The organism is Phyllobacterium sp. P5_D12 (genome assembly GCF_054049495.1).
In genome coordinates this window covers 1-11,342 of sequence record NZ_JBFUMG010000102.1, presented here as the reverse complement: position 1 = coordinate 11,342, position 11,342 = coordinate 1, and the positions used below count along the sequence as shown (strand labels likewise).

At 55.3% G+C, this 11,342-nt stretch carries 12 protein-coding genes; 3 read left to right on the top strand and 9 right to left on the bottom strand.

Annotation, left to right across the window (positions count from 1 at the left end; translation table 11 throughout):
* From ACXJ5O_RS09545 to rpiA, 9 genes are all read right to left on the bottom strand, one after another.
* A partial coding sequence (locus ACXJ5O_RS09545; protein WP_457299676.1) for a nitrilase-related carbon-nitrogen hydrolase occupies nucleotides 1-768 on the bottom strand: 768 nt, incomplete at its 3' end.
* Between the two features lie 53 nt (nucleotides 769-821).
* Nucleotides 822-1,172, bottom strand: coding sequence for a diacylglycerol kinase (locus ACXJ5O_RS09540; RefSeq protein WP_457299675.1), 351 nt, complete (start codon nucleotides 1,170-1,172; stop codon nucleotides 822-824).
* A 48-nt stretch (nucleotides 1,173-1,220) separates the two neighbouring features.
* Complete coding sequence (locus tag ACXJ5O_RS09535) at nucleotides 1,221-1,649, bottom strand: GFA family protein (protein ID WP_457299674.1); 429 nt, start codon at nucleotides 1,647-1,649, stop codon at nucleotides 1,221-1,223.
* A 60-nt stretch (nucleotides 1,650-1,709) separates the two neighbouring features.
* Nucleotides 1,710-2,885, bottom strand: a complete 1,176-nt coding sequence (nhaA, locus tag ACXJ5O_RS09530; protein WP_457299673.1) for a Na+/H+ antiporter NhaA — start codon at nucleotides 2,883-2,885, stop codon at nucleotides 1,710-1,712.
* 110 nt (nucleotides 2,886-2,995) lie between these two features.
* Nucleotides 2,996-4,375, bottom strand: a complete 1,380-nt coding sequence (locus ACXJ5O_RS09525) for a class II 3-deoxy-7-phosphoheptulonate synthase (protein ID WP_310070310.1) — start codon at nucleotides 4,373-4,375, stop codon at nucleotides 2,996-2,998.
* A 185-nt stretch (nucleotides 4,376-4,560) separates the two neighbouring features.
* Nucleotides 4,561-5,214 (bottom strand): gamma-glutamylcyclotransferase family protein, encoded by a 654-nt coding sequence (locus ACXJ5O_RS09520; RefSeq protein ID WP_457299672.1) that lies wholly within the window; start codon nucleotides 5,212-5,214, stop codon nucleotides 4,561-4,563.
* Nucleotides 5,207-6,601 (bottom strand): glutathione-disulfide reductase, encoded by a 1,395-nt coding sequence (gene gor / locus ACXJ5O_RS09515; protein WP_457299671.1) that lies wholly within the window; start codon nucleotides 6,599-6,601, stop codon nucleotides 5,207-5,209. The genes ACXJ5O_RS09520 and gor overlap by 8 nt, the downstream gene beginning before the upstream one ends.
* Nucleotides 6,602-6,716: 115 nt before the next feature.
* Nucleotides 6,717-7,295 carry a DUF2059 domain-containing protein gene (locus ACXJ5O_RS09510; RefSeq protein ID WP_271894488.1) on the bottom strand — a complete coding sequence of 193 codons (579 nt, stop codon included), beginning with the start codon at nucleotides 7,293-7,295 and terminating at the stop codon, nucleotides 6,717-6,719.
* Between the two features lie 79 nt (nucleotides 7,296-7,374).
* Nucleotides 7,375-8,085, bottom strand: a complete 711-nt coding sequence (gene rpiA, locus ACXJ5O_RS09505) for a ribose-5-phosphate isomerase RpiA (RefSeq protein WP_457299670.1) — start codon at nucleotides 8,083-8,085, stop codon at nucleotides 7,375-7,377.
* A gap of 200 nt (nucleotides 8,086-8,285) precedes the next feature.
* Between rpiA and ACXJ5O_RS09500 the strand changes: the two genes are divergently transcribed.
* From ACXJ5O_RS09500 to ACXJ5O_RS09490, 3 genes are all read left to right on the top strand, one after another.
* Nucleotides 8,286-8,969, top strand: coding sequence for an HAD family hydrolase (locus ACXJ5O_RS09500; protein ID WP_457299669.1), 684 nt, complete (start codon nucleotides 8,286-8,288; stop codon nucleotides 8,967-8,969).
* 155 nt (nucleotides 8,970-9,124) lie between these two features.
* Nucleotides 9,125-9,595: a BA14K family protein gene (locus ACXJ5O_RS09495; protein WP_457299677.1), complete on the top strand. Its 471-nt coding sequence runs from the start codon at nucleotides 9,125-9,127 to the stop codon at nucleotides 9,593-9,595.
* Nucleotides 9,596-9,826: 231 nt separating this feature from the next.
* Nucleotides 9,827-11,239: a circularly permuted type 2 ATP-grasp protein gene (locus ACXJ5O_RS09490; protein ID WP_457299668.1), complete on the top strand. Its 1,413-nt coding sequence runs from the start codon at nucleotides 9,827-9,829 to the stop codon at nucleotides 11,237-11,239.
* Nucleotides 11,240-11,342 lie beyond the last annotated feature (103 nt).

Here is an 11,342-nt window from a genome sequence, read left to right as displayed (position 1 = left end):
GGTCCAGCCATCTGCGCCGCGTCGCCATGTCGTGACGATCAACTGCTCCTCAAACTGCGACATCTGGAAAGCAATGTTTTTGTCGCCATTGAACGCGAAGGAAGCGCCGTCGAAAATCAGGTCGTCCTGCCCGCCAAGCTGATTGGCGAAAATCAATGGCAACCCCGTCTCAATCACCTGTCGTAGCGCGACCTGATAACGCACATCGACCTTGCCGCGATAATAGGGAGAGCCATTCGGCACGCAGAGAATTTCCGCACCGCTCTCCGCCAATGTCTCGCAGACACCGAGGTCGCCCCAGATATCCTCGCAGATCGGAATACCGATGCGAACGCCGCGAAAATTCACCGGGCCCGGCATCGGACCAGCCTGGAACACTCGCTTTTCGTCAAACTCGCCATAATTGGGCAGGTCGACCTTGAAACGTTCGGCAATCACCTTGCCACCATCCAGCACCATGACCGAGTTGTGCAGGCCAGACTCACGCTTCAGAGGCGTGCCGATAACGACGCCAGGTCCGCCATCCGCAGTGTCCAAAGCGAAGTCCTGAACTGCTTTCTCGCAAGCGTCCATGAAAGCGCGTTTCAACACCAGATCCTCCGGCGGATAACCGGAAATGAAAAGCTCGGTGTAGAGGACCAGATCCGCGCCTTGACGTGCAGCGTCAGCTCGAGCCTCGCGTGCCTTTGCCAGATTGCCCCTGATATCGCCCAGCACTGGATTGAGCTGAGCGATGGCGATACGGAGAATGTCGGTATTTTTGCTCATAATGAACATATATCGTTTCGTTGGTGGAAAAACAATGTTTGATCAAGAAGCGGTCAGGAAAAAAACACGCTCCACACGGTATAGACCCAGACGGTAGCGACAAGGATAACCGAGATCAGCACCGCGAGCGATCCGCAATCCTTGGCGATCTGGATCTCGCGATGAAAATCCAGTGAAACCGCATCACAGGCGGCCTCGATGCCGGTATTAAGTACTTCGATCATGATCAGAAACAGTACTGATCCCGTAAGGAGCAGAAACGAAAGACCGGTCGGCGCGATGAGGGCCGCAGCGGGAATGGCAAGAATGAACAGCATAAGTTCCTGCTGAACTGCCTTCTCATGCTGCGCCAGATGCTTCAGCGCACGCATGGAATTTATGAATGCGAGTACCAGACGCTGCATGCCCGCTCCCGAGTTGTTACGGCAGGTATAAGGAGAGTTGGGCTCGCGTCAATCCTGTCCGTCGGACGCTACCACGACTCCGCCGCCACTCCTTGCATATTTGGGCAGGTGATCGTCAATCTGGTAATAGTCGCCCTTGTCCTCGACAAAGATATGACTTTCTCCATGCAGGCTGGACGGCTGATCGAATGATCCTGCCATGACGGAAATATAGTCGAGATCATTGTGCTTCCAGAAGAGCACTGAGCCGCAATTCTTGCAAAAGCCACGGCGGGCAAATTCACTTGCCTCATACCAGCTGACGTTTTCTTCGCCGGAAATGTCGATCGAATCGTCCTGCACGTTCGTCGCAGCGTAAAAATGGCCCGACTGTTTGCGGCATTGCGAGCAATGGCAGTAAACAACACCACGCAGCTTGCCGCGCGTTTCGAAATGTACTCTGCCGCACAGGCATGAACCCCGATGCAACTCCACCATGCTCTCACCCCGTTGTTGAGAACAAAACATAAGCGATGCCACAGGCGCCGCCTTTCGCATTCACGTCTTTGCCGGACGCTTCGACGACAGACTGAGCAGGAAAGCCCCGAAGACCGCTGACAGCAATGAGCCGAGCAGAACGCCGAGCTTGGTTTCATCCTGCAACAATGGGGAATTCGCAAAGGCAAGCAGGCCGATGAACAGGCTCATCGTGAAGCCGATGCCGCATAGGGTGGCAACGCCGTACATGTGCAGCCAGGTCGTGCCAGCAGGCCGTTCGGCCAGACGAAGCTTGATAGCCAGCCAGGCAAAAGAGAACACGCCGATCTGCTTGCCGACAAACAGGCCAGCTGCCACGCCGAGCGGAATCGGATCGGCGAGGTTCGACAGCGACACGTTGCTGAAGGAAACGCCGGCGTTGGCGAAACCGAAGATTGGCACGATCAGAAAGCCAACCCACGGCTGAATAGCATGCTCGAGTTCGACCAGCGGCGAATCGGCCTCCCCGTTAGCGCCGCGCATGGGAATAGCCAAGGCCAGCAGCACACCGGCAATCGTCGCATGGATCCCCGATTTAAAGACGAGGATCCAGAGTATCACCCCGAGCACAAGGTAAGCCCAAAGCCTAACGATACCCATCATGTTCATCAGCATAAGTATTGTGAACACGGCGGCGACACCGGCCAATGCGGGGATGTTCAATCCCTCCGAATAAAACAATGCGATGATGATGACTGCACCTAGATCATCGATGATAGCAAGGGCAGTCAGAAACACCTTCACTGGCAACGGAACGCGCGACCCGAGCAACGACAGAACGCCCAGCGAAAAGGCGATATCGGTGGCGGTCGGGATGGCCCAACCGCGAACTGTCTCACCCTCATTAAAGGCAAGAAAGATCAGGGCGGGAACGACCATACCACCGACAGCTGCAAAGCCCGGCAGTGCGCGCCGCGACCAGCTCGATAATTGACCGCTGATCATCTCGCGTTTTATTTCCAGACCAACCAGCAGGAAAAACACGGCCATAAGCGCATCGTTCACCCAATGAAGGAGACTCAGGCCGCCAACATAAGTCTTCAGCAGACCGAAATAATCTTCGCTCAAGGGAGAGTTGGCAACAATCAGTGCCAGCGCCGCGACCGCCATCAGAATGATGCCGCCGGAGGCCTCACTCTCAATGAACGAACGGAAGGATGCTGACAAGCGGATTCGGCGAACGGGTTTTGGATCCATGAGACCTTGATAGAATCTCGAACGGCAAAACTCCAGCCCAAACGCTTTGATTACTGAAATTGAAGAAGGCGGCCCAAAAGACCGCCTTCTATTTCACGAATACCTGAAGATTAACCGTTGACGGCCATTTTCTGTGGATGGCTGTCGCGCTCTTTCTTCAGAAGTTCCGCAACCAGAAACGCCAATTCCAGCGCCTGATCGGCATTGAGGCGCGGGTCGCAATGGGTGTGGTAGCGATCCTGCAGATCTTCCGCCAGAACCGCCCGCGCACCGCCGGTGCATTCCGTGACGTTGTTGCCGGTCATCTCGATGTGGATGCCGCCGGGATAGGTTCCTTCCGCATGATGCACTCCAAAGAAGGTCTCGACTTCCTTCAGAATACGGTCGAATGGCCGTGTTTTGTAGCCGTTGGCAGTGATGGTATTGCCATGCATGGGATCACAGGACCACACGACCTCACGGCCCTCTTTCTGCACCGCACGAATGAGCTTCGGCAGGTGATCGGCAACCTTGTCGTGACCGAAGCGGGCGATCAATGTCAGGCGGCCCGGTTCATTCGCAGGATTGAGCAGATCGATCAGTCGCAGGAGATCATCAGCTTCCAGTGACGGACCGCATTTCAGACCAAGCGGGTTTTTGATGCCACGGCAGTATTCCACATGGGCATGATCCGCCTGACGCGTGCGGTCGCCAACCCAGATCATATGGCCGGACGTCGCATACCAGTCGCCAGACGTCGAATCGACGCGGGTCAGTGCTTCCTCATAGCCAAGAAGCAGGGCTTCGTGACTTGTGTAGAAATCCGTCTCGCGCAACTGCGCATTTGTTTCCGCGGTGATGCCAACAGCCCGCATGAAATCGACGGTCTCGGAGATACGACGTGCCAGCTGGCCGTAACGCTCGCCTTGCGGGCTGTCGGCAACGAAACCCATCATCCACTGATTGACGTTCTCCAGATTGGCATAACCGCCCTGGGCGAAAGCGCGCAGCAGATTAAGCGTCGCGGCGGATTGGCGATAAGCCATTTCCTGACGAGCCGGATCCGGGGTGCGCGACTGTTCGGTAAACTCGGTGCCATTGATGATGTCGCCGCGATAAATCGGGAGCTCGATGCCGTTTTTGGTTTCGGTGTCGGAGGTGCGCGGCTTGGCAAACTGACCAGCGATCCGGCCCACCTTGACGATGGGCTGAGAAGCACCAAAGGTCAGCACGACGGCCATCTGAAGGAAGACGCGGAAGAAATCTCTAATATTATCCGCACCATGTTCGGCAAAGCTCTCGGCGCAATCGCCGCCCTGCAACAGGAAGCTTTCACCCCTGGAAACAGCCGCAAGCTGCTTCTTGAGCTTGCGTGCTTCACCTGCAAAAACCAAGGGCGGATAAGTCCGAAGACGGGCCTCGACATCGCTCACAGCCTGAGCGTCCGGATAATAAGGCACCTGCTTGATAGGCTTGCCTCTCCAGGAAGTCGGTGTCCAGTTCTTGGTCATTATTGCACCTGTTACTTGCTTTCCACATTGGTAGCGATTGTTTGAGACTATCCGGTCCAGACCGGAAGGCGCTCATATAGTCCAATTATGTGGGATATACCAGTCCTGTTGGCGGCCGGCGCGGCTGATCCCGTTGTGGCTCTGCAGGCGGATATAATTAGGGTGTAAGAAATGAGGAACGAGACTTACTTGACGTCCGCGGCGGCCGCTTCATCGATGTCCTGAGGATCGGTAAAGTTCGCGCCGATTTCCTCCAGCAGCCTATCGAACATGTCTATTTCTCTGTCGCTGAGCTTGACGGCGCGCGGATAGGTCGGCGACGGGCGGTCCCTGTAAATCGGTGTGTTGAAATATTCCGTTTTGAGAAGGAACCGACGAAGTCCTTCCTCACCGTGCTCGACCAGAAAACCCTGCATGACCGCATCCAGATAGGATTGCAGGATCATCGGCGGTTGCGGATGAACTGGTACATATTGGTGCGCCTCATAGACGAAGATTGGCATGCCATCGGGAAAAGGCATTGCAGTCTCGATTTGTTCAGGCAGGACACTGCGGCGGTCATAGTTTTCCTCGCGCAGATCGACGGCTGCGAGGTTTTCCAGATAATCGAAAACAAGCAGACCATCCACGCTGGAATTTTCGTCGCGACGAACAGACAATAGAGCGGCGTGAAGTCCGGCTTCGCGAGGACTTGCGCGCCACAATCTCCGCCAGCCATGTAGTTTTGCAGGCATGGCGTAAACGATATTGGTTCGCAACGTATGGCGGTTTACCAGCGACCCATAAGCGAAATAAGCGACAAGTTTGCCGCTCTTCGCAAGGACTTCAATTTCACCCATCGATCCGTTCGCCATTCACCAATCTATAGCTTGGTTTATACATGGTCACCAACTCTTCTGAAGCAGTAGGATGCACTGCCATTGTACGGTCGAAATCATCCTTGGTGCAGCCGGCTTTGATCGGAATGGCCAGAAGTTGAGCCATTTCACCCGCATCGGGCCCCAAGATATGCGCACCAATGACTTTTCGGCTGGCAGCATCGACAATCAGCTTGGTGAGCATTTTATCCTTGGCGCCGGACAGCGTATTGCGCATCGGGCGGAAAAGAGCACGGTACACCTCGATCTCCCTGAACTCCTTGGCTGCCTCTTCTTCGGTCAATCCCACGGTACCGATTTCGGGTTGCGAGAAAACCGCTGTCGCGATCTGGCGGTGGTCAGGTTTGGTCGGATTGTTTTTAAACGCCGTCTCGATAAAGCACATGGCCTCATGAATGGCGACCGGCGTCAGTTGAACACGATTGGTCACGTCGCCTACAGCCCAGATGTTCGCCTTGCTCGTACGCGRATATTCGTCGACCTTGATTGCGCCAAGTTCGTCGAGTTCGACACCCGCCTCTTCCAGGCCCAGCGATTTCGTGTTTGGTGCCCGGCCAATGGCCAGCATGACCTGATCCGCAACAAGTCCATCGCCCGAATAAAGGCGGACGCCTAGCCTGCCGTCATGCTGGCGCTTCACTTCCTCGATGACCTCCACGCAACGGACATGGATACCTTTGGCAACCATAGCCGCGTGCAGCAATTGCCGCAGATCGTGGTCGAAGCGCGACAGGATTTCCTTGCCGCGGTAGATCAGCGTCGTATCGACACCAAGACCATGGAAGATATTGGCGAACTCAACTGCGATATAGCCACCGCCCTCGATAATGATGGCCTTTGGCAATTGTTCGAGATGGAATGTCTCATTGGAGCTGATGCACAATTCGTGTCCCGGTAAAGCCGGATGCGGGTTTGGATGCCCACCGGTTGCGATGAGGATCTGGTCAGCCGTCACCCGCTGACCGGTCTTGAGGATTTCGATGGTGTGATCGTCGACAAGCACCGCGCGGCTGTCGAAAATCTCGACGTCCGAATTGTCGAGCCCCTGCCGGTAAAGGCCCTCTAGCCGCCCGATCTCCCGATCCTTGTTCGCAACCAGCGTCGGCCAATCGAACCTGGTTTCTCCAACGCTCCAGCCATAACCGGCCGCCGCCTCGAAATGTTCGGAAAACTGCGACGCGTAGACAAAAAGCTTTTTCGGCACACAGCCACGGATGACACAGGTGCCGCCCATGCGGTATTCTTCAGCGAGCCCGACTTTCTTGCCCATGGCGCCAGTCAGCCTTCCGGCGCGTATACCGCCCGACCCTCCCCCAATGACGAAAAGGTCATAATCATAGCTTGGCATGGTGCAAAAACTCCGAATCTGATGAGCAGCGCTTATATGGGTTGTATCTTGGCCACTTAAAAGAACAAAGCCCGGCTAACGGCCGGGCTTTGCATAATGTCGATCGAAAGTATCCTTAAGGCTTCTTTGGTTGAGCTGGCGCGGGCGTCGCCGGAGCTTGGGCAGGCGCGGTTGCAGCCGCTGCCGCAACAACCTTTTCTGCGACGGCTTGGGCAAGATCGCGAGCGATGCCGCGCTGCCAGATGCCAGCGGCCTTCATTACCTCGCGCGTAACGATCGGACCTTCCGACAAAAGCTTCTTGCCCGCTTCGGAATTATAAAACCCAGTGATTGCGTTCAGCTCTTCTTCACTGAACGACACTGCATAGGCGCGGGCAGCTTCATTTTCGAGATCGGCACGACGTGCTGCAAGCGCCAGGGCCTGTTCGTCAACGGCTGCGCCGATGATCGACTCAAGGTTTGGATCCTTCTGGATCAACTCACCCTTAAGCTGCTGCGCAACGCCAGGCAGGATCGAGTCGAATTGATCCGTTGCTTTGATTGCCGAAATAGCAGCCCGGGCGGCAGCCAGATGCGACGGGGTGATGTTATTGTTGGTGTTCGTATCCTGCGCCTGAGCGGCGCTGAAACCGCCAAGCATGATTACGACGGCCAAAGGTGCAATCAAGCGGCGGAAGCCAGTTGCTCGGTTCATGAATTTATCGCTCCGTTTTCGACGTTGTCACGCATAACCCAAAAATCACCCTTGATTTTCAGAAGGCTTTGCGCAGGATTCAAAGTGCGTCTGCTTCACTACTCCGCAGTGTTCTGACACCGTCAGCACCGGCCAAAATGGCCACGCGCGCCAGCCCCAGAAAAAGTCCATGCTCCACCACGCCAGGTATGGCGTGCAGAGCGTTCGATAAAGCTCTTGTATCCGGAATGCGGCCAAAAGATGCATCCAGGATCAAATGCCCGCCGTCTGTAACAAATGCTTCGTCTCCCGTCATCCTCAATGTAACAGGACCTGAAAGTCCAAGTCTGCGAGAGGCTTGCTCGATGGCAAGTTTCGTGGCTGCAAGCCCAAAACGATTGACTTCGATAGGCAAGGGAAAGGCGCCCAGCATATTCACCAGCTTCGATTCGTCTGCAATCACGATCATTTCACTCGAAGCGGCCGCGACGATCTTTTCCCGCAGCAAGGCGCCGCCGCCGCCCTTGATCAATGTGAGGTCGGAGTCGACCTCGTCGGCGCCGTCGATCGTAAGATCCAGCTGCGGTGTTTCTTCGAGAGTGCTGAGTTTGATACCGAGTTCGCGGCAGAGAGCCGCAGTGCGTTCCGATGTGGGTACACCAATAACGTTCATTCCAGACGCGACCTTGCCGGCCAAGAGCCGCACGAATTCCTCGGCGGTCGAACCTGTCCCTATTCCAAGGCGCATGCCATCCTTGACGTAGGTCAGGGCTTCCGCAGCCGCTTTGATCTTCAGCGATTTGGCATCCATGGTGGTGCGCCCTCTTGTAGCTTTGACTTGCCGTTTCTTTGAGTCGACACTGGTTGCTCCCTACCACGTCAGGCGACCGGGTCAAGGCTCGTGGCTTGATTTTGAACCCACCTTATACTTCAGTGTGGGAAGGTCACCTCACGAAACCAGCAACTCTGCTGCTGTTTTCGCCATCGGCTACGGATGCCACAGGAACATAAATGTCCAAACCCATTGTCGTATTTGATCTTGACGGAACTCTGGTGGATACCGCCCCCGACCTGCTCGATAGTCTCAACCATTGCCTTGGTGAAACAGGCCTGCAAAAGGTCGATCCGGTTACGCTGCGCCGCTATGTCGGACAAGGCGGACGCGTGATGATTGAACGAGCATTCGAAGCCCAGCAAAAGCTGCTGAGCCCAGAACAACTTGACTGGCTGGTCGGTATCTTCATCGAACATTACGGTGCCAACATGCCCGGACACTCCGCGCTTTATGAGGGCGCCGAACAGGCAATGGAAGACTTGTCGAGCGCCGGCTATCTGCTGGCGGTCTGCACCAACAAGTTTGAAGGCCTGTCTGTCAACCTCCTGGCCGGTCTTGGTCAATCATCGCGATTCAGTGCGATTTGCGGTTCCGATACTTTCGCCTTCCGAAAGCCTGACCCGCGCCATCTGGTTGAAACCATCCGCAAGGCTGGCGGCGATCCCGAGCGCGCTGTGATGATCGGTGACAGCCAAACGGATATCAACACGGCAAAGGCCGCAGGAATTCCTGTAATTGCCGTGGATTTCGGCTACTCGGATCTACCGGTTGCAACCTATGAGCCGAGCCGGGTCATCTCACACTATCGTGAGTTGAAGGTAAAGCTTGCAGACGATTTGATAGGTGCAGTTAACGCTTGAACCGTCTGAATTGGAACGATTTTTTTATCCGCACGTTAACCAGCTGCAGATGTTGGGCTGAGGACTAGCCTTCCATCCGAGGTTTTTTTGCTCTTACATTGAAAACGGGATCCGTCCCGGGATTTCAGGAGGAAAAATTGAGGAAACTAACTTCAATGCTTGCCGCACTTGCGATGTCGGCGGGGCTGACTTCGGTCGGTCCGATGCCCGCCTTTTCGGCGCCGCTTGCGCCGTTGAGTATCGAAACCACGAGCGCCAATATCGAGCAAGTTCAGTACCGGCGGCATTATCGCGGCGGCCGAAACTGGAACGGCAATCGTTACTATCGTGGAGACCGCTATTATCGCGGCGGCCGCTACTATGGCGGCGACAGGTATTGGTACAGAGGACACCGCGGATACAATTACTATCGTCCGGGCTATCGATATTATAACGGAGCCTGGTTCCCACTGGCCGCCTTTGGTACCGGTGTTATAGTGGGGAGCGCCATTGCGCCTCGTCCGGTCTATCGCACCGGCAGTGCGCATACACAGTGGTGCTACAACCGCTATCGGTCGTACAGGGCCTATGACAATACATATCAGCCCAACAACGGCCCCCGTCGCCAATGCGTATCGCCATATTAAACCTGACAACATGATTCCAGGGCCCGTTTACCAGTGGTAGGCGGGCCTTTTTATTTTTGAAAATAGCAAACGCGAGCTCACGCATTAGACGAAAATCGTATTGCGCGTGCCTCAAACGCTTTGTAGTTGCCTAATTTTTGAGCCGTGCTTCCGGAGCCATTTCTCAACAATGGAATGTGCTTGCATTTTTTGCTGAACCCGCTTGAATACGCTTACATGAAGGGGGTTTGAGTGAAGCCATTTGATGAGATGATCAAAACAGGCGGAGAAGTGCGCCCGCCATATGAACAGCTAAAATGCTGGCTCGATACGCAGAATCCCGAGCGGTTGGCTCAAAAGTCGCTTGATGCCGAGAACGTTTTTCGCAAGACCGGGATTACATTTGCAGTCTACGGCGACGAGGAAGCCGCCGAACGCCTCATCCCATTCGATATCATCCCCCGTATCATCACCGGCAATGAATGGCGCCGCCTGTCGCAGGGCATTGAGCAGCGTGTCATGGCGCTCAACGCGTTTCTTGATGATATCTATCACCGCCAGGAGATCATCCGCGCCGGCCGCATTCCACGTGAACTTTTCACCCACAATGATGCCTATTTGCCGGAGATGGTCGGGTTTAGACCACCGGGAAACGTCTACACACATATCATCGGCGTTGATATCGTAAGGACGGAAGAGAACCAGTTCTACGTTCTGGAAGACAATGCGCGGACACCTTCGGGCGTTTCCTACATGCTGGAAAACCGCGAAACGATGATGCAGCTGTTTCCAGAACTGTTCCAGCAGATCAAGGTGCGTCCCGTCGAGACATATCCCAAGCTGCTACGGCAATCATTGGCTGCGGTTGCTCCGCCCGGCTGCAAGGGTACGCCCACCATCGCGGTGCTGACGCCAGGCATCTACAACTCCGCCTACTTCGAACACGCTTTTCTCGCCGATCAGATGGGTGTCGAACTCGTCGAGGGGAGCGATCTCAAGATTGAGAACGGTAAGGTCGTCATKCGGACGACGGAAGGCAACCGCGCCATCGATGTGCTCTACCGACGAGTCGATGACTCTTTCCTTGATCCCCTCACCTTCCGGCGCGATTCAGCGCTCGGCGTGGCCGGGATCATGGACGTCTATCGTTCGGGGAACATCACTATTGCCAACGCGCCAGGCACCGGGATCGCGGACGACAAGGCGCTTTACTCTTATATGCCGGAGATCGTTGAATTCTACACCGGACGCAAGGCTATTTTGGAGAATGTACCGACGCATCGCTGCTCGGAACCGGACACGCTCAAATACGTGCTCGAAAACCTTTCTGATCTCGTGGTCAAGGAGGTTCACGGCTCCGGCGGATACGGGATGCTCGTCGGCCCGGCGGCTTCCAAGAAGGAATGCGAAGCCTTCGCTCTTAAACTGAAGGCCAACCCGAAAAATTACATTGCACAACCAACGCTCGCGCTTTCGACAACGCCGATCATGACCGAAAAAGGTTTGGCGCCGCGCCATGTGGATTTGCGGCCATTCGTGCTCGTGTCTGACCGCATACGCATCACACCTGGCGGTCTGACGCGTGTCGCATTGAAAGAGGGCTCGCTCGTGGTCAATTCCAGTCAAGGTGGAGGTACGAAGGATACCTGGGTGCTGGACGACTAGACTTGTTCTGAGGGGAAATAAGAATCGCTCAAGACGGTTCCAGAACTACAAAAAAGGATACGACTAGAAAATGCTTCTTGGCCGCACCGCAAATGGTCTCTAC

Coding starts and splice junctions, on each gene's coding strand:
- ACXJ5O_RS09525 (WP_310070310.1), bottom strand. CDS start 4,375: ATGACCAAGAACTGGACACCGACTTCCTGGAGAGGCAAGCCTATCAAG.
- ACXJ5O_RS09540 (WP_457299675.1), bottom strand. CDS start 1,172: ATGCAGCGTCTGGTACTCGCATTCATAAATTCCATGCGTGCGCTGAAG.
- ACXJ5O_RS09520 (WP_457299672.1), bottom strand. CDS start 5,214: ATGGGTGAAATTGAAGTCCTTGCGAAGAGCGGCAAACTTGTCGCTTAT.
- ACXJ5O_RS09500 (WP_457299669.1), top strand. CDS start 8,286: ATGTCCAAACCCATTGTCGTATTTGATCTTGACGGAACTCTGGTGGAT.
- ACXJ5O_RS09510 (WP_271894488.1), bottom strand. CDS start 7,295: ATGAACCGAGCAACTGGCTTCCGCCGCTTGATTGCACCTTTGGCCGTC.
- ACXJ5O_RS09535 (WP_457299674.1), bottom strand. CDS start 1,649: ATGGTGGAGTTGCATCGGGGTTCATGCCTGTGCGGCAGAGTACATTTC.
- nhaA (WP_457299673.1), bottom strand. CDS start 2,885: ATGGATCCAAAACCCGTTCGCCGAATCCGCTTGTCAGCATCCTTCCGT.
- rpiA (WP_457299670.1), bottom strand. CDS start 8,085: ATGGATGCCAAATCGCTGAAGATCAAAGCGGCTGCGGAAGCCCTGACC.
- ACXJ5O_RS09495 (WP_457299677.1), top strand. CDS start 9,125: ATGCTTGCCGCACTTGCGATGTCGGCGGGGCTGACTTCGGTCGGTCCG.